The sequence below is a fragment of the Bradyrhizobium sp. CCGB20 genome (assembly GCF_024199855.1).
GTDB lineage: Bacteria > Pseudomonadota > Alphaproteobacteria > Rhizobiales > Xanthobacteraceae > Bradyrhizobium.
In genome coordinates, this window is sequence record NZ_JANADN010000001.1 from 5259644 (window position 1) to 5282179 (window position 22536).

The 22536-nt window shown below is 64.5% G+C and carries 24 protein-coding genes and 1 pseudogene; 9 read left to right on the forward strand and 16 right to left on the reverse strand.

Features of this window, described 5'->3' with window-relative positions:
* Positions 1 to 19 precede the first annotated feature (19 nt).
* The 3 genes from NLM15_RS24375 (at position 20) to NLM15_RS24385 (ending at position 2043) form a co-directional block, all read left to right on the forward strand.
* Entirely contained in the window at positions 20 to 328 is a 309-nt protein-coding gene (locus tag NLM15_RS24375) for a DUF3551 domain-containing protein (RefSeq protein WP_254124389.1), read from the forward strand.
* 1 nt (position 329) lies between these two features.
* Positions 330 to 578: a DUF3551 domain-containing protein gene (locus tag NLM15_RS24380; protein ID WP_254119990.1), complete on the forward strand. Its 249-nt coding sequence runs from the start codon at positions 330 to 332 to the stop codon at positions 576 to 578.
* 145 nt (positions 579 to 723) lie between these two features.
* Entirely contained in the window at positions 724 to 2043 is a 1320-nt protein-coding gene (locus NLM15_RS24385; protein ID WP_254119991.1) for an MFS transporter, read from the forward strand.
* Positions 2044 to 2050: 7 nt separating this feature from the next.
* Here the strand turns inward: NLM15_RS24385 and NLM15_RS24390 are convergent, their stop codons facing one another.
* Together NLM15_RS24390 and NLM15_RS24395 are read right to left on the reverse strand one after the other, a co-directional pair.
* Positions 2051 to 2689: an HD domain-containing protein gene (locus tag NLM15_RS24390; protein ID WP_254119992.1), complete on the reverse strand. Its 639-nt coding sequence runs from the start codon at positions 2687 to 2689 to the stop codon at positions 2051 to 2053.
* A gap of 50 nt (positions 2690 to 2739) precedes the next feature.
* Entirely contained in the window at positions 2740 to 3201 is a 462-nt protein-coding gene (locus NLM15_RS24395) for a carboxymuconolactone decarboxylase family protein (protein ID WP_254124391.1), read from the reverse strand.
* A gap of 130 nt (positions 3202 to 3331) precedes the next feature.
* On the opposite strand from NLM15_RS24395, the gene NLM15_RS24400 reads away from it, so the two are divergent.
* From NLM15_RS24400 to NLM15_RS24410, 3 genes are all read left to right on the forward strand, one after another.
* Positions 3332 to 4738 (forward strand): PLP-dependent aminotransferase family protein, encoded by a 1407-nt coding sequence (locus tag NLM15_RS24400; RefSeq protein ID WP_254119993.1) that lies wholly within the window; start codon positions 3332 to 3334, stop codon positions 4736 to 4738.
* A gap of 124 nt (positions 4739 to 4862) precedes the next feature.
* Positions 4863 to 6125, forward strand: a complete 1263-nt coding sequence (locus tag NLM15_RS24405; RefSeq protein ID WP_254119994.1) for a hypothetical protein — start codon at positions 4863 to 4865, stop codon at positions 6123 to 6125.
* A gap of 181 nt (positions 6126 to 6306) precedes the next feature.
* Positions 6307 to 6711 carry a DUF2177 family protein gene (locus NLM15_RS24410; RefSeq protein ID WP_254119995.1) on the forward strand — a complete coding sequence of 135 codons (405 nt, stop codon included), beginning with the start codon at positions 6307 to 6309 and terminating at the stop codon, positions 6709 to 6711.
* Between the two features lie 4 nt (positions 6712 to 6715).
* Here NLM15_RS24410 and NLM15_RS24415 read toward each other — a convergent pair whose 3' ends face one another.
* From NLM15_RS24415 to NLM15_RS24430, 4 genes are read right to left on the reverse strand one after another with little or no spacing between them, the layout of a single operon-like run.
* Positions 6716 to 7750: a cyclopropane-fatty-acyl-phospholipid synthase family protein gene (locus tag NLM15_RS24415; protein WP_254119996.1), complete on the reverse strand. Its 1035-nt coding sequence runs from the start codon at positions 7748 to 7750 to the stop codon at positions 6716 to 6718.
* 1 nt (position 7751) lies between these two features.
* Positions 7752 to 8558, reverse strand: a complete 807-nt coding sequence (locus NLM15_RS24420; protein ID WP_254119997.1) for a DUF1295 domain-containing protein — start codon at positions 8556 to 8558, stop codon at positions 7752 to 7754.
* A 4-nt stretch (positions 8559 to 8562) separates the two neighbouring features.
* On the reverse strand, positions 8563 to 9195 hold the full coding sequence (locus tag NLM15_RS24425; RefSeq protein WP_254119998.1) for a ChrR family anti-sigma-E factor: 633 nt from the start codon (positions 9193 to 9195) through the stop codon (positions 8563 to 8565).
* Positions 9192 to 9761, reverse strand: coding sequence for a sigma-70 family RNA polymerase sigma factor (locus NLM15_RS24430; RefSeq protein ID WP_254119999.1), 570 nt, complete (start codon positions 9759 to 9761; stop codon positions 9192 to 9194). The genes NLM15_RS24425 and NLM15_RS24430 overlap by 4 nt, the downstream gene beginning before the upstream one ends.
* Before the next feature lie 225 nt (positions 9762 to 9986).
* Between NLM15_RS24430 and NLM15_RS24435 the strand changes: the two genes are divergently transcribed.
* Together NLM15_RS24435 and NLM15_RS24440 are read left to right on the forward strand one after the other, a co-directional pair.
* The gene (locus NLM15_RS24435) at positions 9987 to 11330 is read left to right on the forward strand and encodes an NAD(P)/FAD-dependent oxidoreductase (protein WP_254120000.1); all 1344 of its coding nucleotides are present in this window, start codon (positions 9987 to 9989) and stop codon (positions 11328 to 11330) included.
* Positions 11327 to 12115 (forward strand): DUF1365 domain-containing protein, encoded by a 789-nt coding sequence (locus tag NLM15_RS24440; protein WP_254120001.1) that lies wholly within the window; start codon positions 11327 to 11329, stop codon positions 12113 to 12115. Before NLM15_RS24435 ends, NLM15_RS24440 begins: the two co-directional genes overlap by 4 nt.
* Positions 12116 to 12203: 88 nt before the next feature.
* On the opposite strand, the gene NLM15_RS24445 is transcribed toward NLM15_RS24440, so the two are convergent.
* Positions 12204 to 12977, reverse strand: a complete 774-nt coding sequence (locus NLM15_RS24445) for a helix-turn-helix transcriptional regulator (RefSeq protein ID WP_254120002.1) — start codon at positions 12975 to 12977, stop codon at positions 12204 to 12206.
* 121 nt (positions 12978 to 13098) lie between these two features.
* Between NLM15_RS24445 and NLM15_RS24450 the strand changes: the two genes are divergently transcribed.
* Positions 13099 to 14178, forward strand: a complete 1080-nt coding sequence (locus tag NLM15_RS24450) for a zinc-binding alcohol dehydrogenase family protein (RefSeq protein ID WP_254120003.1) — start codon at positions 13099 to 13101, stop codon at positions 14176 to 14178.
* Positions 14179 to 14193: 15 nt separating this feature from the next.
* Here NLM15_RS24450 and NLM15_RS24455 read toward each other — a convergent pair whose 3' ends face one another.
* The 9 genes and pseudogenes from NLM15_RS24455 to NLM15_RS24495 all read right to left on the reverse strand — a co-directional run bounded on the left by NLM15_RS24455 (position 14194) and on the right by NLM15_RS24495 (position 22521).
* Complete coding sequence (locus tag NLM15_RS24455; RefSeq protein ID WP_254120004.1) at positions 14194 to 14898, reverse strand: ABC transporter ATP-binding protein; 705 nt, start codon at positions 14896 to 14898, stop codon at positions 14194 to 14196.
* 7 nt (positions 14899 to 14905) lie between these two features.
* Positions 14906 to 16186, reverse strand: a complete 1281-nt coding sequence (locus tag NLM15_RS24460; protein WP_254120005.1) for a lipoprotein-releasing ABC transporter permease subunit — start codon at positions 16184 to 16186, stop codon at positions 14906 to 14908.
* Between the two features lie 73 nt (positions 16187 to 16259).
* Positions 16260 to 17579, reverse strand: coding sequence for a proline--tRNA ligase (proS, locus tag NLM15_RS24465; protein ID WP_254120006.1), 1320 nt, complete (start codon positions 17577 to 17579; stop codon positions 16260 to 16262).
* A 151-nt stretch (positions 17580 to 17730) separates the two neighbouring features.
* Positions 17731 to 19293 carry a CopD family protein gene (locus NLM15_RS24470; protein WP_254120007.1) on the reverse strand — a complete coding sequence of 521 codons (1563 nt, stop codon included), beginning with the start codon at positions 19291 to 19293 and terminating at the stop codon, positions 17731 to 17733.
* Positions 19293 to 19811: pseudogene (locus NLM15_RS24475) on the reverse strand (YcnI family protein). Before NLM15_RS24475 ends, NLM15_RS24470 begins: the two are co-directional and overlap by 1 nt.
* Before the next feature lie 20 nt (positions 19812 to 19831).
* Complete coding sequence (locus NLM15_RS24480) at positions 19832 to 20266, reverse strand: hypothetical protein (protein WP_254120008.1); 435 nt, start codon at positions 20264 to 20266, stop codon at positions 19832 to 19834.
* A complete protein-coding gene (locus NLM15_RS24485; protein WP_254120009.1) occupies positions 20266 to 20787 on the reverse strand; it encodes a copper chaperone PCu(A)C in 522 nt (173 codons plus the stop codon). Before NLM15_RS24485 ends, NLM15_RS24480 begins: the two co-directional genes overlap by 1 nt.
* Before the next feature lie 28 nt (positions 20788 to 20815).
* Complete coding sequence (locus tag NLM15_RS24490; protein ID WP_254120010.1) at positions 20816 to 21313, reverse strand: TlpA disulfide reductase family protein; 498 nt, start codon at positions 21311 to 21313, stop codon at positions 20816 to 20818.
* Positions 21310 to 22521, reverse strand: a complete 1212-nt coding sequence (locus NLM15_RS24495; protein WP_254120011.1) for a sialidase family protein — start codon at positions 22519 to 22521, stop codon at positions 21310 to 21312. The genes NLM15_RS24490 and NLM15_RS24495 overlap by 4 nt, the downstream gene beginning before the upstream one ends.
* Positions 22522 to 22536: the final 15 nt, after the last annotated feature.

Sequence of the window (22536 nt, forward strand, 5' to 3'; positions counted from 1 at the left end):
TGCGTGATTGGAGAATGAGATGCGTGGACAAATTGCCCTCCCCATTGTTGCCACATTTTCGCTCGCTGTCGCCACAATCGCGTTCACGTTGAGCACGAGCACGCCCGCCCGCGCATTCGGCACGCATCACGCGTTCTGCTTGACCGGTGACGAATGGCCGGGCCTCAGCAATTGCACGTTCGACTCTTATGCACAGTGTCAGGCGAGCTCGTCGGGACGCGCGCTCAGCTGCATCGCGAATCCGTATTTCGCAGGCCAGAGCGACGATCCCTACGCCTATCAGAATCGTCCGCGCGCGCAGACGCCGGGCTATTATCTGCCGCGCTGAGATGCGCGGAGCACGCCTCGCTCTGGTCGCCATCGGCCGGCTCATCGCGGGCGCGTCTGCGCACGCGCAGACTTACGATCCCAGCTATCCCGTCTGCATGCAGATCTACGGCCCGGTCGGCTATTTCGACTGCCGCTACGCCTCGCTCGAGCAGTGCAGATTCCTCGCCGTCGGCCGCTCTGCGGCGTGTGTCGTGAATCCGTATTTTACAAAGCAACCGTCCCCGCGCCGCTCGAGGCGCGTTGACTAGATCGGGACGCTGATATGCAGCCTGCCTTGCATTGCAGCTGCGGTGTTGACGCCGACTGATGCCGGTTTAAGTACGACAGACAAATCTTGCAGGGATGGCGACGCTCGCTGGGCTGGTTCCCGTTGACGCCACCAATGCAGGACACATGACGACCTCGCCTCAAGCGACCTCGCCCCGCGCGAACGCGGCCTCCGCGCCCCCTCACCTCGCCGTCGTCCTGTTCTCGCTCGCGATGGGCGGGTTTGCGATCGGAACCACCGAATTCGCGTCGATGAGCCTGCTGCCGTTCTTCGCCGCCGACCTCAAGGTCGACGAGCCGACCGCGGGGCATGCGATCAGCGCCTACGCGCTCGGCGTGGTGCTCGGCGCGCCGCTGATCGCCGTGCTCGGCGCGCGATTCGCGCGGCGCACGCAACTGCTGGCGCTGATGGCCGTGTTCGCGATCGGCAACGCACTCACCGCGCTGGCGCCGGGCTTTGGCTGGATGATCGCGGCGCGCTTCCTCTCGGGATTGCCGCATGGCGCCTATTTCGGCATCGCCGCGCTGGTCGCAGCCTCGCTCGTTCCGCAACATCGCCGCTCGCAGGTGATCGGCCAGGTGATGCTCGGCCTGACCTCTGCCACCATCATCGGCGTGCCCCTGGCCAATCTGATCGGCCAGGCGGTCGGCTGGCGTGCGAGCTTTGGTCTCGTATCGGTGCTGGCGCTGCTCACGGTGCTGCTGTGCGCCCTGTTCGCGCCGCGCGACCAGGCAGGCCGGTCGGATCCGCTGCGGGAGCTCGGTGCGCTCCGAAGCGGCCGCGTCTGGATCACGCTGGCGATCGGCGCCATCGGCTTCGGCGGCATGTTCGCCGTCTACACGTATCTGGCGACGACCTTGATCGAGGTCACAAGGGTCAGCCCCGCGGTCATCCCGTTCTTTCTCGCCGTGTTCGGCGTCGGCGCCACGCTCGGCAATCTGTTCGTGCCGCGCTTTGCCGACCGTGCCCTGATGCCGACGGCGGGGGTCATCCTGCTGTTTGCTGCGGTCGCGCTGCTGCTGTTCCCCCTTGCCGCCGGCAATCCCTGGCTCCTGGCGGCGGACGTCTTAGCCATCGGTGCCAGCGTCTCGCTCGGCGCCATCCTCCAGACCCGGCTGATGGACGTCGCGGGAGACGCGCAGGCGCTCGCTGCCGCGCTCAATCATTCGGCGTTCAACACCGCCAACGCCCTCGGCCCGTTCCTGGGCGGCATCGCCATTCGCGAGGGGCTGGGCTGGACCTCCACCGGTCCCGTCGGCGCCGCGCTCGCGCTTCTCGGCTTCCTGATCTGGATCGTCGCCTGGCGCGACGCCAGCACCGCGCAACTCGACATCGCTTCAGCAAGCGAGCGAGCTTCGCTGAAGAACGCTCCGGCGAAACCGGCGCCACCGCTGGCCCCGGACGACCGGAGCCGCTCGGATGCGGTCGGGGATCCCGTGGCCTAGCGACGGCTCAGCTTTGCCAGGGCGTGTTGCGGATGCGCGTACACGCGTTCGGCCTGCGGAAGCTGGGATCGTGATCCTCGATGTAGTCGAAATTGACCGTCCCGAACGTCGTCTGCGGCTTCTTCAGGGCCGAGCAGGTCTGCACTTTCAGGAACTCGTTCTTGAAATCACCGCGCGGAAACGCTGATATCACCTGCTCGCGTTGCTCGGCCGTGTAGTCGTCAAATCCAACTCCCACGACATCCACGAGAACGCCCGCATTGGTGAGGGCGATTTCCGGCCGCATATATTGCGGAATGCCGGGCGTGGTATGCAGCGCAATTGCCTCCCAAACCAGATCGGCTTGCGGTTCGGCGATGCCGTGCCCGCGGAGAAAGTCGCGCGCGGCGTCGGCGCCGTCGACCTCAAATCGCTTTGTCTCCGTATGGTAGTGATCGACAAGGCCGAGGTCGTGAAACAGCGCCGCGACATAGAGCAGCTCTGAATCGAATTTCAGATTCTGCCGCAGCCCCTTGATCGCGCCGAACACATAGACGCGGACGGAATGGTTGAACAGCATCTCGTCTTCGTAACTGCGCACCAGCTCGGCCGCCTCGCGCGCCAGCTTGCTGTCGGGAATTTTCACGCCGGAGATCACGCTCGTCATTGTCAGGCTCCTGCCTTGCATCCATTACGGTTGACGCCGTCCGCGACCCGTCAGGCGGCCTTCTCGATGGCGGCCTGCGGCGTATTCCGGAAGCTGATCGCCATGCGATTGTACGCATTCATCAGGCTGATTGCGATCGTGAGATCGACGAGCTCGCGCTCACTGAAGACCTTGCGGGCGGCTTGATAGGCTTCATCCGGCACATTGGTGTCGGCGACGCGGGTCACCGTCTCGGCCCAGGCGAGGGCAGCGCGTTCCCGCGCGTCGAAGAGATGGCCGGCTTCCGCCCACGCCTGCAGCAGCGCAAGCTTTTCGGTCTTCTGCCCGCTCTTGAGCAGATCGCGCGTGTGCATGTCGAGGCAATAGGCGCAGTTGTTGATCTGCGACACGCGCAGATAGACGAGGTTGACGAGCGTCGCGGGAAGCCCGCTCTGCACGACGTAGCCGTAGACGCCGCCCAATGCTTTCGCGCCTGCCGGCGCGACGTGGTTGTAGTTGAGGCGTTCACTCATGTCCTTGCCCTTGATGATCGGTCCCGTTCGCCAGGTGTGGCTGCCGGAGCCCTTCTCTGCCCCCATAATTGCTATCGCAGTGGTCCACAAAAAAGCACCAAGAACGCACGAAAATCGTGTACCATGGGCCATGACCAAACCGCTGCGGCTGGAGCTGGACCGATCCGCGAAAACCCCGCTGGCGGATCAGATCGGCAAGGGGATCAGGGCCGCCATCGAGAGCGGCGTGCTCGCCCCGGGAGCGCGCCTGCCCTCCTGGCAGGATCTGGCAGCCCAACTTGGCGTCGCACGCGGCACCGTGCGATCGGCGTATGAGAAGTTGTCGTCTGCCCAACTGATCGTCGCGTCACGCGCAACCGGAACGCATATCGCGGACCGGCCGTCCTTTCCCGTTCGCAAGGACAAGGCCCCGGCCCCCGGCTCGTTCATGGAGATGTATCAGGAGCTCACGGCGGGGCCGGCGATCTTCCAGATGGGCGTGCCCGCGCAGGAGACTTTTCCTGCCACGCTGTTCGCAAGGATGCGCGCGCAGGCGGTCCGCATCGAGGCGAGCGCCCCGGCGATCTATCCGGATCCGCGCGGCGAGCTCGACTTGCGACGCGAGATCGCGGCCTACCTTGCGCTGGCGCGCGGGATCGAATGCGCGCCGTCGCAGATCATCATCACCAGCGGTTTCAGTGGCGGGCTCGGATTGGCGCTCCGCGTCCTCGGCCTCGAGCAGAAGAAGGTCTGGATGGAGAATCCGGGCTTTCCCTTCACCCGGCACGGTCTCGCGCTTGCAAGATTGTCGATCGCACCGATCCCGGTCGACGCTGACGGCATCGATGTCGATTACGGCCTGAAACATGCTCCCGACGCAGCGCTTGTTGTCGTGACGCCCGGACAGCAGGCGCCGCTCGGATCGACATTGTCGCTGGCGAGACGTTCGCGCCTGCTCGACTGGGCCACCCGGACCAAGGCGTGGGTGATAGAGGATGACTATCTCAGCGAGCTTCAGCTCAAGGGCCGGGCCACGCCGGCACTCGCCTCGCTCGATCGCGCCGGCCGCGTCATCCACATCGGTTCTTTCAGCAAGACCGTGACCCCGTCCTTGCGGCTCGGCTTTGTCGTTGCACCGGCCGCTCTGGCGTCGCGGTTTGCCGAGGCTGCGGCTTGCCTCGCACCAGCGCCCGGGCCCGCGGTGCAGCTCGCCACGGCCGATTTCATGCGCGAGGGCCATTATCTGCGGCATCTCAGACGCACCAAGCGGGTCTACGCCGCGCAAGGCGATGCATTGCTGAAACAGCTTCGCTCGCGCAGCGCGAACGTCGCGATTGCCGGACTGGCCGCGGTCCTGCGATTGCCGGACGGCGCACCTGATCTTGCCATCGCGCGAGAGGCGGCATCGTTCGGACTGGCCCCTACGCCGCTATCGCTCTGGTGCGCGTCGAAGGCCTCGGCGCGGCCGGGACTGTTGCTGGGCGTCGCCACATCCCCGCAGAAGAGGATCGAGGCGTCGTGCGAGAGGCTGTTTCAGATCATCGGCCGCCACGCATGAAAAACAAGGCTCGAGCCCGCGCGTCCTGAACAATCGGCGCCCCGACGCGCTACCAAAAGTTGTGATCGCACCGATCATCATGTAACCTCGATATCAGTCGTCCCCTCGCGTGCCCCATCATTTCATGCTCGTCCGTATCCTGTTTCTGGCGGCCTCGCTGTTGCTTCCCGGCGCATTGCATGCCGAAGAAACGCCGGCCGAAAAAGCCGGGTTCGCCCGCAGGCTGACGATCTATCTTGCGAAGGGGCCACCCGACGCATGCGGGCCGGGTTGCGACCGCTGGATCGCCATCGAGGGCGAGATCGATCCGGACGCCAGCCAGCGCATTCGGCGCTTCCTCGCCGGCGTCAAGGACACGCAACGTCCGATCTACCTTCATTCACCCGGCGGAAACGTAGAGCAGTCCTACGTCATCGGCCGGCTGTTGCGTAGCCGCAAGGCGGTCGCGCGGGTCGGCCGGACGATCGCGACGGCGTGCGCCGCCGGCACGCAGGTGGACGCCGCCTGCCTGAAGATCAAGAATGCAGGTGGCGAGGTCGAGGCCGAGCTCACGACCTATCATGCGATGTGCAATTCGGCCTGCGGTTACCTGTTTATCGGGGCGACATCGCGCGAGGTCGCCCCCGACGCCGCACTGGCGGTCCATAACTCCAGGCTGGTCCTCGTCTTTCACGGGCATCCGGCCCCGGGGGCGGTCGCGGAATACAGACAGCGCCGGATCGCGAACGCCGAACGCGATCGCACTGCGTTCATCGCGGCGATGGGGATCAGCCGCGAGCTCGACGATCTCATCCGGACGGTGAAGTTCGAGAACCTGCATGTGCTCACGCGGGCCGAGCTCTATCGTTTTGGTGTCGACACCCGACCGTTTGCCGAAGGGATGTGGAGGCTGGAGACGGGAACGCGGCCGTTCATCAGCAAGATCGCGGTGATGAAGAAGCAGAACGGCGCCTCGTTCCGGACGATGGAGTGGCGCATGTTCTGCGAAATCAGGAATCGCGTGCCGCTGCTGTTCGCGGGCGAGATCGACGAGGCGAGCGTCGGAAAAAGTACGATCATGATGACGGCGGACGCCGACACCGACCGGGAGGCCGGAGGGTTTCCGGTGCGAGCCGCGAAATACGAGATGTGGAGCGGCAGCATCGACCCCGACATGGTCAAGGCGATCATGGCGTCCCGCTCCCTGCACATCCGGCAGACCACCCCGATGCCGGACGAAAAGGTGGACGTCACGAAATTCGACATCGACCTGGCGGGACTGCCGTCGATGCGGGCGCAGCTTGCGACGGCGTGCGCGTCGGTGGCGGCCAAGCCGAAGAGCCCCTTGCCGGCAGTCCCCTTCCCGAACGTCAGCTCGGGGCCGCCTCCGGCGGCGCCCTCGCCGTAGTGCTGGCGCTTGGCGATCCCTGGCGCGGCACGGCCCTGCGGGCAACCGCGCGCGGTTTCGGCTTACGGTGTCTGGGGATTTCGCTCGGTGCTTCGACCGTGAGGGGACGGGCGGGCGTTGGGGACTGATCCACGGGGCCTTCGCGAGCGTATACGGTAAGACATGAATTCCGGAGAGCTCGATGGCCTATGTGACCGGCTATATCACCGCGCTGATAGCCTTTGGCGCAATTGACGTCGTTTGGCTTCGTTTCATGGGACCTGCGCTCTATCGCCCAACGCTCGGAGACATTTTGCTGACCGATCTCCGTGTCGCGCCCGCGCTCGCGTTCTATGTGATCTATCCCGTGGGACTGCTCGTCTTCGCCGTCCTGCCCGGACTGAAGTCTGGTTCCGCAGCCAATGTTATCGGATCGGCCGCGCTGTTCGGAGCCATCGCCTACGCGACCTACGACCTCACCAATTTCGCGACGTTGCGCAACTGGACGCTCCAGCTGACCGTGCTCGACATCGTCTATGGCGCGGCAGCCTCGGCCTTTGCGGCCTTCGTCAGCTTTCTGGCCGTTCGCGCCGTTTCGAACGCCTGACAGCTCAAGCCGAACGTGATGGCGACAGCAGATAATGGCTGACGCCCCACTCGTCGCCGCCGGCATGGCCGAACAGGCCCATCGTGGCGAGAAAGAACAGCCGCCACCGCCGCTGCCAAAGACGCGCATCCTTGCCGTAGATCTGTCTCAGCACCTCGAAAATCTCAGTCCGATGTCGGTCGTAGTTGGCCAGCCAATCCCGGGCTGTTTTCTCGTAATGACGGCCGTTCCATTGCCACTCGGCATCGAGGCTGAAGATATCCTGATACTGCCGGATCAGCCCATGGCTCGGCATGATGCCGCCGGTGAAGAAATGCTGCGAGATCCAGTCCGCGCGATTCTCAGGCGAGAACCGGTATGAGCCGGACTTGTGCGTGAAGACGTGCAGAAACAGCAGGCCATCGGGACGCAGCGCGGCGCGCATGCGATTCAGCAGTGGCCGCCAATTGACCATATGCTCGAACATCTCCACGGAGACGATACGGTCGAAATCTCCCTGCGGCACGAACGCGTTCATGTCGGCGGTGACGACTGCGAGGTTGGGGATGTCAGCCGCAGCGGCCTGACGAAGGATGAACTCCCGCTGCGACGCCGAATTGGAAACCGAGATGATGCGCGAATTGGGGTAGCGCCGGGCCATCCACAGCGACAATGAACCCCAGCCGCAACCCAGTTCGAGAACTTGCTGCCCATCCGCCAGTCTTGCATGCTCGGCAGTCATTTCCAGCGCGCGTTCTTCCGCCTGCACCAGCGTATCGCGAGCGTCGCCGTAGTAGCAGCAGGAGTATTTGCGCTGCGGGCCGAGGATCATCTCGAAGAACCGCGCCGGGATCTCGTAATGCTGGTTGTTGGCCTCAGTGGTGTTGATCGCGACCGGCAGCGCCGCAATCGCGCGCGAGAAGGTTGCGTCCGAACGATTTGATGACTGCGCCAGACTGCGCCGGGTGCGTTCGACCAAATGGCTGATGACCGCCGCGCTGACGCTGTCGGGCCACGGCAACGCTTCGCCAAGCCGGATGGCCGCCTCCGTGAATGTCACGCTAGCCTCCCGCGGACGTCTTCGGCGGACCGGGAAAGAAGACGTTCGTCTTCATCTGATATCTGCGAAACGCGTCGCCGCGATCAGCCAGCATGTGCTCCTCCAGCGGCGGAACGCCGGAGACATGGACGAGCAGCCAGTACATGCAGAGCGGCGCAAGGAGCGCGAACCACCCCCAGAGGTCGTGCTCTCCGAGGTCGATGGCCAGGACGGGATAGGCGAGCCAGCCGAGCCACTCGAAGAAATAATTGGGATGACGCGACACCCTCCACAGCCCGACGTCGCAGATCTTGCCCTTGTTGGCCGGATCATGACGAAACCGCCGGAGCTGCTCGTCTGCGATCCCCTCACCAACAACAGCCACGCCAAAGATCAGGATTGCGGTCACGGTTTGCACTGGCGGTGCCGAACCGTTCGCCGCCAGCCACATCGAAAGGGCCAGCGGAATACTCACGATGGCCTGCTTCTGCAACAACCAGAACATCTGGCGTGTTGCATCCGCTCCCCAGTCCCAGACCAACCTGGCATAGCGCGGATCATCGGTGATGCCGCGGGTGCGGCTCGCAATGTGCAGCCCCAGCCGAAGCGACCAGATCGCTGCCATCGCCGCAACGAGGGCACCTTGGAAATCCATCGGCCTTGTCGTCACCGCACCAGCGAGGCCGACGAAGCCAAGCCCGAATGTCCATATCGTATCGACCCACCCCGAATTCCTCGAGGCGCGCCACACCAGCCAGGCGATGGCCATGATGACGGAGAGCGCCGCCGAAAGGCATGCGAGGCCGAGAATGAATGCCGAAACAGTCATTGCGTCACAACCGAACGAAAGGCTGCAGCAGCTTTCCGAGCCAGCCGCGCAGCTCGAGATTGCCCTGCATGGCCACCAGGCAGATGCAAACATCTCCTTCTTCCACAGACGGCGTGTGATCGACGGTGCTGTCGGCCTCGTCGAAATCGCCGGGGCCATAGCGTCCGAGATCGTGGCGGAACGCGCCCTGGAGCACGCAGGTCCACTCGACCCCGGAATGGCCGTGGTGGGGCAGTGAGGATCCGGGCGCGGCTTTCAACATGAAGACGCGCGTGCCCTCGCTCTCGGGAACCTCGACCTTTCTCCAGTGGACACCTGGGCCGATCCATCGCCAGCGCCCGACCTCGTAAGGAGCAAGCACGTCCGGACAATCCGGTGCCGCATCGCGGAGGACCGGCGCCGGCGGCGTGCCCTCGTCCAGCCGCGCAAGAGCCTCGTCCAGCGCGCCGACGCGCGAGGCCGCCGGCGCCGCTCGCTCGACCAACGAGCCACCGAACTGCTCGAACGCTGCGACTGTCGCCCGGCAACGGGGGCACAGCGCGACATGGGCGGCCACCACAACGCTGCGCGGCTCGTCAAGGGTGCCCGCCGCGAAGGCAGCCAGCGTCTCCTCTCCGGGGTGATGCGTGATCGTCATGAGTTCTCACCTAGGAAGTCGCGCAAGCGCGCCATGGCCAGCCGCAGCCGGGATTTCACCGTGCCAAGAGGAATGCCGAGCTTGCTGGCGATATCGCCATGAGCGACGCCTTCAAAAAAGGACAGCTCCACCACCCGGACCTGCTCTTCCGGCAGGCCCTCCAGCGCCGCCCGCACCCGGCTTTCGCGTTCGACGGTCTCAAGTGGCATGTCGGGCGGATCAGCCTCGGCCGGGAGCATCAGCTCGTACACCTGATGCAGCCGCGCGCGTCGATCCTTCCGAAACCGGTCGATGCGAAGGTTTCGGGCGATGGTGAATATCCAGGCGGACACGGTCGCCCGGCCCGGGTCGTAGCTGTCTGCCTTCCGCCAGACAGCGATCAGCGTCTCCTGCGCCAGATCCTCGGCGATCTCGTCCGCCGCCCCGCCCCTCATCAGCATAGACTTGATACGGGGCGCGTAGAAGCTGAACAGGTCCTTGAATGCCTCGCGGTCACGGCGCGTCGCAATTGCGCGAACGAGGTTGGCGGCTTTTTGCGGCGTAATGGACTCAGCCTCGTGACGCATGATGACTTCCGGCCGACTGTCCCATCGTCGCCGTCTCTCTCCTGGTCCCGGCCGACACCTGCCGTACCCTAGCCTAGCTGCTGTACCGGTGATTTGCATACACAACGATACGCTCCCGCCTCGGCTTTGGATCACCGCGCCCCGGACGTGATCCAAATCCATTTCTCGTCCGTATCTGCCCTGGAACGCAAAGTGGATCGACCATAGCCACGAGGACGGGGACGGATGCAGCGCGAGAACGGGCCACGGAAGCGGATTGCCGTCATTGGAACCGGTATCTCCGGGATGTCTGCGGCATGGCTCCTGAGCCAGCGACACGACGTAACGGTCTATGAACGCCACCGGCGGCTCGGCGGCCATTCCAATACCGTCGAGGTCAGGACCCCCGATGGGGTCGTTCCGGTCGACACCGGGTTCATCGTCTACAACGAGAAAACCTATCCCAATCTCACCGCGCTGTTCGCCCGTCTCGGTATCCCGACGCACGCCTCCGACATGTCGTTCGCGGTTTCCCTCGAAGAAGGCGAGCTGGAATATTCAGGGAGCAGCCTGAACGGGTTGTTTGCCCAGCGCAGCAATGTTTTCCGCCCACGCTTCTGGTCGATGCTCGGCGATCTCTGGCGTTTCTATCGCGAAGCGCCGCGGGACCTGTCGTCCCTCGACGATCTCTCCTCCCTCGAGCAATATCTCGACGCCGGCTATTACGGCGAGGTCTTTCGCAGTGACCATCTGCTGCCGATGGCCGCAGCGATCTGGTCGGCCTCGCCCAGCCTGATGCTGCAATATCCGGCAGCCTCGTTCATTCGCTTTCACGACAATCACGGGCTGCTGCGCTTGCGCAACCGACCGCAATGGCGGACGGTCATCGGCGGCAGCCGGACTTATGTCGAAGCACTGACTCATCGTTTCAGGGACACCGTCCGTGTTGCCTGCGGTGTCACGGCCATCCGGCGCGTGCAGGATGGCGTCGAGGTCAGGTATTGCGGCGGCCATTCGGACCATTTCGACGACGTGGTGATCGCGGCGCATGCCGACCAGGCGCTTGCGTTGCTGGAAGCCCCCACCGCACACGAGCGAAGTCTGCTTGGGGCATTCCGCTACAGCCAAAACCGCGCCGTTCTCCACAGCGACCCCACGCTGATGCCGCAGCGCAAGGCGGCATGGGCGAGCTGGAACTACATCGGAGGCAGAGGCGCCGCTGAAAACCCGACCGTGAGCTACTGGATGAATGCCCTTCAGCACCTCCCGACGACGCAGAATTTGTTCGTGACGCTCAATCCCTCGGCCGAGCCGAAACAGGTCTTGCACGAGGAATATTACGACCACCCGATCTTCGACGCCGCGGCCATGAGCGCACAGCGCCGCTTGTGGTCGCTGCAAGGCCAGGATCGCACGTGGTTCTGCGGCTCGTATTTCGGAGCCGGCTTTCATGAAGACGGCCTGCAGTCGGGGCTCGCCGTCGCCGAGACGCTCGGAGGTCTCAGGCGGCCATGGCAGGTGGAAAACGAGTCCGGCCGCATCTACATCGACGATACGATCCGTCATCAGACCGGACGACTTGCCGCATGACGCTCTCTTCGTGCCTCTACACTGGCCGGGTGGTTCACCGCCGCTTCGCGCCCCGGACGCATCAACTGCGCTACCGGGTATTCTGGATGTTACTCGATCTGAACGACGTCGACGACCTCTCGAAACGCGTCAAGTTCTTTTCACGCAACCGATTCAACCTCGCCAGCTTCTTCGACGCTGACCATGGCGACGGCAGCGGCGTTCCGCTTCTGACTCAGGCTCAGACTCTGCTGCGGCGAGCCGGATGCCAAACAGATCGGATCGCGATCAAGCTGCTCTGCATGCCACGCATCCTCGGCTACGGCTTCAATCCATTGAGCGTCTATTTTTGCTTGAGGATCGACGGCTCGCTGGAAGCGATCATCTATGAGGTTCACAACACCTTCGGCGAGCGACACAGCTATGTGATGCCGGTCCATGGCGCTGCGACAGAGTTCATCGAGCAACATTGCCCCAAGGAGTTTTACGTCTCGCCGTTTCTCGGCATGGACATGTCATATGCATTTCGCGTCCGGCCCCCGGGCCTACAGGTCGAGGTTTCCATTCACGGCAAACAGAACGACAGAACCGTCATTGCAGCATCGCTGTCGGGAACGCGTCACGAATTAACCGATAGAGCCTTGATCAAGGCTTTCGCGGGCCACCCGTTGCTGACGTTGAAAGTCATCGCGGGCATCCATTGGCACGCGTTGCGGATGGTGTTGAAGGGTTTCCGCATTTGCCCGCGCGAGCGGACGACGCAGGGCGCGGTGAAGGCCGCCAACGGCCAGGGAATGCAGCCTTGAGGACGGGTTCTTCGCTGCAGTCCCTTGAGGTCGCGGCGTAGGGAGAGCCTGCTGAAAGGCAAGCGATCACTCTGTGAGCTTGGTCACCCTAGACCGGCGTATAAATCACCAGCTTCAGCGCGGGGTCGTCATTGGCCTGGAAGCTCGTGTGCTCGAAATGCAGCACGCCGAGAGTCGGATGCGACATGGTCTTCAGGCCTGACCAAGTGCCGCGGATCTCGTGGGCCTCCCACCATTTGACGAATTCCGGACTGCCCTGCCGCAGCCGCGCCAGCAACTCCGCGAACGCGGGGTCGCCGGCCCAGACGTCGTGGGTGGCGCGGAACATCGCGACCATGCGCTTGGCGACCTCCGCCCAGCCTGCGCCGTAGGCCTTGCGCGTCTGCTTGTTGGTCATCATCAGCAGCATCGTGTTGCGATCCGCCTCCGGCAGCCGCCCGAACGCAAAAACCTGCTCGGCGGCTTCGTTCCAGGCCAGCACGTCCCAGCGCCGCCCCGTGATGTAGGCCGGATGCGGCAGGCTCTCGATCAGCCGCAGGATCGCCGGCGGCACGATCTCGCGCACGAACGTGCGCTTGTCGCCGTCGCGCGCCAGCGCCTTGAGATGCGCGTGCTCGGTCTTGCTGAGCCGCAGCGCGCGAGCCAGCGCATCGACGGTGGTGACCGACGGGCTGACGGTGCGGCCCTGCTCGAGGCGGATGTACCAGTCGACGCCGATGCCGGCGAGCTGCGCGACCTCCTCGCGGCGGAGCCCTGCGGTGCGGCGCCGGCTCCCTGCAGGAAGCCCGACCGTCTTGGGCGTCAGCTTTTCGCGGCGGGAACGGAGGAAATCGCCGAATTCGACGCGGCGTGGGTCGGCCATGATGTCGCTCCCGCATGGAGGGCTTCCGGAATACTAGGATAATACCAGGCCTTCCCGGCCCTTCCAAGGCGGCGCATATGCCCTTCACCCGACTTTGAGGTGCAAGAAGAAAGACGAAGCCATGAAAGCTGCCGTACTCAAATCCTTTGGATCCCCGCTTGTGATCGAGAATGCCCCGGACCCGGTGCTCGGCACCGGCGAGGTCGTCGTCGACGTCGTCGCCACGCGCGTCCTCTCCTACATGAACGAGGTCTTCAGCGGGTTGCGCAATTATGCGCTCGACCTTCCGATCATCCCGGGCCCGGGCGGCATCGGCCGGGTGCGCGCCATCGGCCCGGACGCAACCAAGCTCGCGGTCGGGGAGTGGGTGTTCTGCGATCCGACGGTGCGTTCCCGCGACGACGCGGTTGCGCCCGACATCGCCCTGCAAGGCCTGACCGCCGCCGGTCCCGGCGGCATGCGCCTGCAAAAGCATTTTCGCGGCGGCTCGTTCGCCGAGCAGATGCGGGTGCCGACGGAGAACGTCAAGCGGCTCGGCGCGATCACGTCCGAGGAAGCGACGCAATGGTGCGCGCTGGGGACGCTGCTGGTGCCCTATGGCGGCTTCCTCGCCGCCAACCTGCAACCGGGTGAGACCGTGCTGGTGAGCGGAGCCACCGGCAATTTTGGCAGCGCAGCCGTGTCAGTGGCGCTCGCGATGGGCGCGGCCTGCGTGGTCGCGCCCGGCCGCAACGAGAAAATCCTGGCCGACCTCGTCCGCCGCTTCGGCAATCGGGTGAAGCCCGTAAAACTCACCGGCAACGAGAGCGACGACTGCGAGGCCATGAAGCGCGCTGCACCGGGGCCGATCGATTGCGTGTTCGACATCATGCCGCCCTCGGTAAGCACGAACGTGGTGCGCGCGGCGATCATGACGGTGCGCGCCTACGGCCGCGTCGTGCTGATGGGTGGCGTCGGCATGGCGGGCGGCGCGGGCCTCGAATTGTCCTACCCCTGGATCATGCGCAACTGCATCAGCATCCACGGCGTCTGGATGTATCCGCCGGATGCGGCGAGCCGCCTGATCGCGCTGGTGCGATCCGGGCTGTTGCGGCTCGACGAGTACGAGACGACGGCCTTCGACCTCGACCACGCCAACGAGGCGGTGGACCACGCCGCGGCCAATGGCGGACCGTTCAAATTGACGGTGATCAGGCCGTAACCGGTCGCAGTTTTGTTATTCGAGCTCGACGACCTGGCCGTTCGACAGCGACACGCGCCGGTCCATGCGGCCGGCGAGCTCCATGTTGTGGGTCGCGATCAGCATGGAGACCTTGGTCGCCTTGACCAGCTGCATCAGGGCCTGGAACACGTGATCGGCGGTGTGCGGATCGAGGTTGCCGGTCGGCTCGTCCGCAAACAGCACGCGCGGCGCGTTGGCCACCGCCCGGGCGATGGCAACGCGCTGCTGCTCGCCGCCCGACAGCTCGGCCGGGCGATGGGTGATGCGGTCGCCGAGGCCGAGATAGCCAAGGATCTCCTTGGCGCGTTTGACGCTCTCGGACTTCTTCAGGCCGCGGATCATCTGCGGCATCATGACGTTTTCGAGCGCCGTGAACTCCGGCAGCAGCCGGTGCGACTGGTAGACGAAGCCGATATCGGTGCGGCGGAGCTGGGTGCGCTCGATGTCGGGCAGCTGCGAGGTCGGCGCGCCATTGACGTAGACCTCGCCGGAATCGGGCGCTTCCAGAAGCCCCGCGATGTGCAGCAACGTCGACTTGCCCGAGCCCGACGGCGCCACCAGCGCGACCGACTGGCCCGCCCACAGCGCGAGCTTGGCGTTATCGAGGATCGTCAGCGGCACCTCGCCCTGCAAGTACTGCCGCTTTATCTCGTGGAGATAAATGACCGGTACATCTTCCGCCCCCTGCTGCTGCTCCATCAGCCCCTCACTCGTACCGCAGCGCTTCGACGGGATCGAGCCGCGCGGCGCGCCACGACGGGTACAGCGTCGCAAGGAACGACAGCGTCAGCGCCATGATGACGACCGCCGTGGTCTCGCCGACGTCGATCTCGGCGGGCAGTTTCGACAGGAAGTAGAGCTCCGGCGAGAACAGCTCGGTGCTGGTCAGCCACGACAGGAATTGCCGGATGGACTCGATGTTGAGGCAGATCACGAGGCCGACGAAGAAGCCGACCAGCGTGCCGACCACGCCGATCGAGGCGCCCGTGATCAGGAAGACGCGCATGATCGAACCCTGCGAGGCGCCCATCGTGCGCAGGATCGCGATGTCGCTGCCCTTGTCCTTCACCAGCATGATCAGGCCGGAGACGATGTTCAGCGCGGCGACCAGCACGATCATGGTCAGGATCAGGAACATCACGTTGCGCTCGACCTGGAGCGCGTTGAAGAAGGTCGAGTTGCGCTGCCGCCAGTCGACCAGGAACACCGGCCGGCCCGCCGCCTCCGTCACCGCCTTGCGGAAGGCGTCGATCTTGTCGGGATTGGTGGTGAACACCTCGATCGAGGTGACGTCGTTGCTGCGGTTGAAATAGGCCTGCGCCTCCGCCAGCGGCATGAACACGAAACCGAGATCGTATTCGGACATGCCGATCTCGAACACCGCCACGATCTTGTAAGGCTTGATGCGCGGCGTGGTGCCCATCGGCGTGACCGCGCCCTTCGGCGCCACCAGCGTCACGCTGTCGCCGGCATGCAGCGAGAGCTGGTCGGCGAGACGCCGGCCGATCGCGACGCCCTGCCCGTCGTCAAAGCCCTCCAGCGAGCCCTGCTTGATGTTCTTGGCGATCGAGGTGAGGTTGTTGAGGTCGTCGGAGCGGATGCCGCGGACCAGCACGCCCGAGGCGTTCCACGGCGAGGACGCCAGCGCCTGGCCATCCACGACGGGCGCGGCGAGCCGGATGCCCTGGACCTGGCTGAGACGGTCAGCGACGTCTTTCCAGTCGGTCAGCGGCGATTCCAGCGGCTGCACCAGGATGTGGCCGTTGAGGCCCAAAATCTTGTCGAGCAGCTCTTTCCGGAAGCCGTTCATCACGGCCATGACGATGATCAGCGTCGCCACGCCCAGCATGATGCCGAGAAAGGAGAACCCGGCGATGACCGAGATGAATCCTTCCTTGCGGCGCGCCCGCAGGTAGCGCGCCGACAACATCCATTCGAATGGTGCAAAAGGCCGGGTTGGAACGGTTTCGGTCATGGTTTCATCCATCGCTCGATAATCCCATGATTCGGGGTCAATTGTGGCCGGATTGGCGGCCGCGATATCGGGCGATGAACAATATTCAGCCGACCAGCCGGGCGACCGCGTCGGCAGGCGACATGGTCTCGCGGGAGCCGTCACTTCGCCGCTTGATCTCGACCTTGCCGTCGGCGAGCCCCTTCGGCCCGATCATGATCTGCCAGGGGATGCCGATCAGGTCGGCGGCGGCGAACTTGGCGCCGGCGCGCTGGTCGGTGTCGTCGTAGAGCACGTCGACGCCCTTGGCCGTGAGCTCGGCATAGAGCTTCTCGCAGGCTGCATCGACCGCGGCATCGCCCTGCTTCAGGTTGAGGATCGACACGCGGAACGGGGCAACCGCTTCCGGCCATTTGATGCCGGCATCGTCATGGCAGGCCTCGATGATCGCACCCAGCAGGCGCGAAACACCGACGCCGTAGGAGCCGCCGTGGATCGGCACGTCGACGCCGTCGGGACCGGCCACGAGGGCCTTCATCGCGTCGGAATATTTCGTGCCGAAATAGAAGATCTGCCCGACCTCGATGCCGCGGGTATTCACCCGCTTCTCCGCCGGCACTTCCTGCTCGAAGCGCGCGGCATCGTGCACGTCTTCCGTCGCCGCATAGACCGAGGTCCACTGCTTGATGATCGGGGTCAGGTCGCTGTCATAGTCGACGTCCTCACCCGGCACCGGCAGGTCGAGCACGTCGCGATTGATGAACACGCCGGATTCGCCGGTCTCGGCGAGAACGATGAACTCGTGGCTGAGATCGCCGCCGATCGGGCCGGTCTCGGCGCGCATCGGGATCGCCTTCAGCCCCATCCGCGCGAAGGTGCGCAAATACGCCACGAACATCTTGTTGTAGGCAACGCGCGCGGCGGCCTCGTTGAGATCGAAGGAATAGGCATCCTTCATCAGGAACTCGCGGCCGCGCATCACGCCGAAGCGCGGACGCTGCTCGTCGCGGAATTTCCATTGGATATGATAGAGATTGAGCGGCAGGTTCTTGTAGGACTTGACGTAGGCGCGGAAGATCTCGGTGATCATTTCCTCGTTGGTCGGCCCGTACAAAAGCTCGCGCTTGTGACGGTCGGCGATGCGCAGCATCTCCGGACCGTAGGCGTCGTAGCGGCCGCTTTCGCGCCAGAGATCGGCGAGCTGGAGCGTCGGCATCAGGAGTTCCAGCGCGCCGGAGCGGTCCTGCTCCTCGCGCACGATCTGCTCGATCTTCTTCAGCACGCGGAAGCCGAGCGGCAGCCAGGCATAGATGCCGGCCGCCTCCTGCCGGATCATGCCGGCGCGCAGCATCAGCCGATGCGAGACGATCTCCGCCTCTTTCGGATTTTCCTTCAGGATGGGCAGAAAGAACCGTGACAACCGCATGGCGATACTCTGGGAATCAGTGATCGCCTGCAGTGAAAGCGGATTGAGAGCGAAAACACAAGACCGGGAATGAGGAAAAGCCGCTAACGCAGCGGAATTCCTGTCATTTTTCCGTCGACTTCAGGTTCAGCTTAGCGGCAAGCGGCGCGTATTAAGGCGGCGCCACTTCGAGCTCGTCCTCCAGCGTCACCTTCTCGAAATCGGTCACCAGCGCCTCGATCCGCACATGCCACCGTCCCGCAAACGGAAGCTCGACCTTGCGCACATGCCAGTAACCGTCCGGCCCGAGCGAGGCGCCCCGCTCCATCGGCTCGATGCCGCGCTCGGGCAGGCTCAGGGTCAGCGTCACCTCCTTGGCTGTCAGCGGAGTCGCATCGCCGGTCATGAGCTGGAGCACGAAATCGTCGACGCCGGCCTTCCCGGGGGACACCAGAACCTGGAACATCGCCTTGTCGGAGTGGATGTGGATCGCCAAGGGCGTCTCCGGAACGATGGTCCGCGGTGGCGGCGTGAAGCGCCAGCCGGCCACGACGGCGAAAATGGCGATCGCGATTGCGCATTCGAACAGGATCGAGGGCTTGAGCGCGGTCGCTGCGTTCTTGTCCCGCGCCAAGCCTGGCGTCAGCCGGAACCGATTGAGCGCGGCAAGCGCCAGCAGCACAGTCACCAATCCAAGCTTGACCGAGAGGATGAGGCCGTAACGCGTCTCGACCAGCGCGGACGGCTTTTCGAGTTGGACGATCGCGAGGCCAAGACCCGTCAAGGCCAGCACACCGACCGCCAGCGCGGCAATACGGGAAAAGCGGTTCACGACCGGTAGTGTCGCAGCCGTCGGGTTCGACACCAGCGCCACGAGCGGCGCCAGGGCTCCGATCCAGAAGGCGACGCCGAGACCATGGAGAAAGATCGCCGGCCGCGTCAGCGCCTCGGGCGGTGCGGTGGCAGCGTGCCCGGTCATGGCGAGCGACAGGCCGACGCCGACGAAGGCCAAGATCGCAAGAGCGCGCGCATACCATGCGCTGTGCAGCGCCATCACCGCGAGCAGCATCGCAGCGATGGCAACCAGGAGCGCAGGACCGGCACTGGTCGCGAATGCGACCTTCCAGGGAGCGGCCGTCATGAGGGCCGCCATTGGCAATCCGAGAAGGTCGAGGCCCAGCGCACCAAGCGACGCAACCGCGCTCGGAAGGCCGATCGCGAGCGCCACGCGTGACACAGTCATGCCGGCCATCGACCACGCAACCCATCGCGCGAAGAACACGCCGCCGACGCCGACAAATAGCCCGAGATAGAGGCCGACCCGAGCCAGCCAGATCAGCGCATTCAATCCGCCGTTCACATTGGCAGGAGGTTGCGTTCCCGTCGGCATGCCGATCGAGAAGATCACCGATCCCGCGACCGGATGGCCGTCCTGCGAGATCACGCGATAGCTGACGACCGCAGTGCCTTGCGGCAGGTCCGCAGGCATCGCGACCGAAATGGTCTCACCGGATGCGCTGACGCGCGCATCGTCCCGCGCCCTGCCCGTGCCGTCGATCAGCCGGATCGCGCCCGGCGTCACCGCCTCGTTGAAGCGCAGCTCCACCGCCTTCGGCACCGCCGCAAGCATGCTGCCGCTCGCCGGCTCGACCGCGACGAGCGCCGCGTGCGCCGAGGCGCCGGTCGCGAAGCCGACCACGAGAAGCAGCGTCGCGAGCGCGGCAAGCAGGCGCATCAGGGCTTTGGCAGCAGCTTCACGCCCGGCGCCGGCGAGTTGCCTTCGTGCGAATGCCCTGCCCCCTCCGCCGGAATCTCGATCCAGCGGCTGACGCCGGTCTCGCATTCCTAGACGACCGGGAAATACAGGGTCGTGTTCGGCTTCAGGCCGCCCGTGAGAAAGCTGCTGATGACGAACTCGTCGTAATTGTGATCCGGCAGCTTGCCGCCGGACCAGGCCACCTCCTTGATGCCGGAGGTGAGCTTGTTGCCGTGGTAATCATACTCATTGGCATATTTGCCTTCGACGACGTCGACGCTCCAGCCCGCCTTCGGCATCGGCTTCACCGCAATCACGCCTTCCGGAATTTGCACGCGGATCTTCACCGTGGGCGAGCCCTTGCAGCCATGCGGCACGGCAAAGACGGCCTTGTAGGAGGAACCGACCGCCGCCTGCTTGGTCTCGAGCGTGATATGCGCCGCCGCGGGCGATGCGGCGAGTGCGGCCGTCAGGATCAGGCAGGATCGCGTCAGCATGTTCGGCCCCTTCGACATCGTCATTTGATCAGGATCGGCGATTCAATGCTGACATGATCGGCCTCGGAGATCGAAATTCCGAGACCCAGCATCCAGCGGCCCGGCGTCAATTGTGCGACCTTAACGTGCCAGCCGTCCTCGCCGTCGCGCGAAGCCTCGACCGGCGCGAGCTTCCTGCCGGACTGCGTGTCCACGAGCGTCACCGATACGGCTTTGGCCGTCAGCGGCGTCTCGTCCGTCGTTTCGAGCTGGATGGCAATCTCGACCGGGCCGGCGCGCCCCGGCGAGACCGTGACATTGGCCATCGCCTTCTCGGTGTGCAGGTGGGTGAAGAAGCTGTCGTCGTCCGTCGCCGCCGCAAGCGGTGTGGCGGCAACCGACAGCAACGCGGCCGTGGCGAGCGCAAGGCTCGCAAAATTTCGACGCGAGGTCATGGCAGACTTGATCTGTTTCATCACATCTTCATTCCCGAATGATCAGGCATTTTCTTCATCATGTGTCCGCCGTCGCCGGGCGCCTGCGCGCCGACGCCCTGCACGTCGAGGGAGACCGCGACCTTGCCGGCTTTCTCGAACTGAAGCGTCACCGGCACCTTGTCGCCCTGCTTGAACGGGCCCTTCAGCTCCTGCAGCATCAGGTGATTGCCGCCAGGTGCGAGCTTCACCGTCTTGCCGGGATCGATGACGAGACCCTTGTCCAACTGGCGCATCTTCATCACGCCGTTGTCCATCGCCATCTCGTGCACCTCGGCCTTCCCCGCGATATCGGCGGAAACGCTGACCAGCCTGTCGGCCGTCGTCCCCTTGTTCTCGATGGTGAGATAGCCGCCCGCGACCTTGGCGCCGCCCGGCGTTGCCCGGCTCCACGCCTGCGAGATGACGAGATCGCCGGCCTTGACATCGTCGGCCACCGCTGGCGCTGCGCAAAGCGCCAGAGCGAACGCCGCGAACATCACATCTTTCAACATCGTCTTCATATCGGTCTTCCCGTTTGCAGATTGAATTTTAGTGTGTGGCGAGCTGTTGGCCCGACCACTTTTCAAGGTCAGCCATTTCGGCCGAACCTTCGATCGTGGTGATGGTCCCGTCCCGGGAGATGAGCATGGTCCGGGGAATGTCGCCCTGCCAGGCAGGATCGATCTCGAACCGCAGACGCTCGACAAAGCCGTCGCTGAAGATGAAGTTCTCGGTCGACGATAGTCCCGCCTTGTCGAGCATCGATTGTGTCGCGGCCGGCAGGTTCGGCACGAGATCGGCGCTGATCGTGACGACGTCGATCCCGGGATGATCCTTTGCAAACTGCCCGAGCTCCGGCAGCTCGACCTTGCACGGCCCGCAGGTCACGCCCCAGAAGTGCACGAGCGTCGGGCGACCGGCGTGCCCCTTAAGCACGCTCTGCCAGGTGCCGCGCTCGAATGGCTTCAGCGTCGGCCCCGCCTCAAGCACAGATGCCGACGCGATCAGGATGGTCAGGCCCAGAATGCCTGCAAATCGACGTTTCATGGCTGGTCCTCGATTGCTGTGAGCCGATAGCCATCCGCTTTCGTCATCCATGACAGATAGGTCTTCTGCCCGTTGGAAACGAGCAAGGGGTGGTCGGAGGTGTCGGTCGTGCTCGAGATCGTCTTCGGCGGCGACCAGGTCTCGCCGTCGTCGCGGGAGATTGTCATCTCAACCGAAGTCTTCTCACCGTCGAACTCCTTCCAGACCATCACCGTTCCGGAAAGGCCTGCAAGCACGTAAGGACGCGTCGGGTTGCGCCCCGGCGCTCCAAGCGGCATGGGCGCGGAGAACGTTCGGCCTTCGTCGCGCGAGTGGGCATAGAACAATCCCTTCCGCGCCTTCCCGTTCGTATACCAGGCGACGTGATAGGTCCCGTTCGGCGCAACGGTGAGGCTCGGCCCGTGATGCGGGCAGGCATTGATCTGCCAGTCGTCGTTGCTGACCCGATGGAGCTCACCGGGCGTCGCGACGTCGGTAAACGTCATCACCGCATGATCGCGCACGCCGCCGTCAAAAATGTTCCTGAAGATCACGGCCGGCCGCCCGGGTGCCGCGAAGGTCAACCCCAGCCGGCAGCATTCGCAGGTATTGTCGCGCGCGAGACCGGCCTCGGCGTAGGTGGCACCGCCATCGCGTGACGAGGCAAAGAATAGCCCTGCCCCTTCGTACTTCCGCCCCGCCTCCTTCGCGGGGACGCGATTGCGCTTGTCCAGCCAGGCCGCGAAGACCGTTCCGTCCTGATCGAGCGCCAGCGCCTCGAAACGCTGGCTCTCGTTGTTTGCGGTCATCGGTTTCAGCTCCGCAAAACTCTTTCCGCCGTCGTCGGATCGCGTGTACAGCACCTGGCCGTTGAAGGCCTCGTCCCTGAAGATCGAGAATGCGAGCGCGATGTCTCCTTTGCGATCGACCACGATCTTCGGCCGGGCATCCGGCCCCCAATCAAGGTTCAGCCGCTTCGTCGTAACCTGGGTGGGGGCCGAGAAACTACGCCCTGCATCTGGCGAACTCGCAACGGAGACCTGCCCTCCCGCCATCCAGACCAGCCACAGCGTTCCGTCCGGGCCGAATGCGGGCGTCACCTTGGTCGCGCAGCGCAGCTTCGGCTCGTCACAGGCCGCCTCCGACGCATGCTGACCGTGCATCTGCGCAAGCGCCGCACCCTGCAAAAACGCAAGAGCGACGATCCCGAGCAAGCCGCTTCGGACCATAGCCCTGTTCCCTTC

Bases quoted from the DNA above. Each gene is read 5' to 3' on its own strand.
- NLM15_RS24460 (WP_254120005.1), bottom strand. From the start codon at position 16,186: ATGGATGAAACCATGACCGAAACCGTTCCAACCCGGCCTTTTGCACCA.
- NLM15_RS24430 (WP_254119999.1), bottom strand. From the start codon at position 9,761: ATGCGTCACGAGGCTGAGTCCATTACGCCGCAAAAAGCCGCCAACCTC.
- NLM15_RS24495 (WP_254120011.1), bottom strand. From the start codon at position 22,521: ATGGTCCGAAGCGGCTTGCTCGGGATCGTCGCTCTTGCGTTTTTGCAG.
- proS (WP_254120006.1), bottom strand. From the start codon at position 17,579: ATGCGGTTGTCACGGTTCTTTCTGCCCATCCTGAAGGAAAATCCGAAA.
- NLM15_RS24395 (WP_254124391.1), bottom strand. From the start codon at position 3,201: ATGAGTGAACGCCTCAACTACAACCACGTCGCGCCGGCAGGCGCGAAA.
- NLM15_RS24385 (WP_254119991.1), top strand. From the start codon at position 724: ATGACGACCTCGCCTCAAGCGACCTCGCCCCGCGCGAACGCGGCCTCC.
- NLM15_RS24375 (WP_254124389.1), top strand. From the start codon at position 20: ATGCGTGGACAAATTGCCCTCCCCATTGTTGCCACATTTTCGCTCGCT.
- NLM15_RS24405 (WP_254119994.1), top strand. From the start codon at position 4,863: ATGCTCGTCCGTATCCTGTTTCTGGCGGCCTCGCTGTTGCTTCCCGGC.
- NLM15_RS24455 (WP_254120004.1), bottom strand. From the start codon at position 14,898: ATGGAGCAGCAGCAGGGGGCGGAAGATGTACCGGTCATTTATCTCCAC.
- NLM15_RS24435 (WP_254120000.1), top strand. From the start codon at position 9,987: ATGCAGCGCGAGAACGGGCCACGGAAGCGGATTGCCGTCATTGGAACC.
- NLM15_RS24450 (WP_254120003.1), top strand. From the start codon at position 13,099: ATGAAAGCTGCCGTACTCAAATCCTTTGGATCCCCGCTTGTGATCGAG.
- NLM15_RS24440 (WP_254120001.1), top strand. From the start codon at position 11,327: ATGACGCTCTCTTCGTGCCTCTACACTGGCCGGGTGGTTCACCGCCGC.
- NLM15_RS24420 (WP_254119997.1), bottom strand. From the start codon at position 8,558: ATGACTGTTTCGGCATTCATTCTCGGCCTCGCATGCCTTTCGGCGGCG.
- NLM15_RS24480 (WP_254120008.1), bottom strand. From the start codon at position 20,266: ATGAAACAGATCAAGTCTGCCATGACCTCGCGTCGAAATTTTGCGAGC.
- NLM15_RS24490 (WP_254120010.1), bottom strand. From the start codon at position 21,313: ATGAAACGTCGATTTGCAGGCATTCTGGGCCTGACCATCCTGATCGCG.
- NLM15_RS24410 (WP_254119995.1), top strand. From the start codon at position 6,307: ATGGCCTATGTGACCGGCTATATCACCGCGCTGATAGCCTTTGGCGCA.
- NLM15_RS24485 (WP_254120009.1), bottom strand. From the start codon at position 20,787: ATGAAGACGATGTTGAAAGATGTGATGTTCGCGGCGTTCGCTCTGGCG.
- NLM15_RS24390 (WP_254119992.1), bottom strand. From the start codon at position 2,689: ATGACGAGCGTGATCTCCGGCGTGAAAATTCCCGACAGCAAGCTGGCG.
- NLM15_RS24380 (WP_254119990.1), top strand. From the start codon at position 330: ATGCGCGGAGCACGCCTCGCTCTGGTCGCCATCGGCCGGCTCATCGCG.
- NLM15_RS24470 (WP_254120007.1), bottom strand. From the start codon at position 19,293: ATGCGCCTGCTTGCCGCGCTCGCGACGCTGCTTCTCGTGGTCGGCTTC.
- NLM15_RS24425 (WP_254119998.1), bottom strand. From the start codon at position 9,195: ATGACGATCACGCATCACCCCGGAGAGGAGACGCTGGCTGCCTTCGCG.
- NLM15_RS24400 (WP_254119993.1), top strand. From the start codon at position 3,332: ATGACCAAACCGCTGCGGCTGGAGCTGGACCGATCCGCGAAAACCCCG.
- NLM15_RS24445 (WP_254120002.1), bottom strand. From the start codon at position 12,977: ATGGCCGACCCACGCCGCGTCGAATTCGGCGATTTCCTCCGTTCCCGC.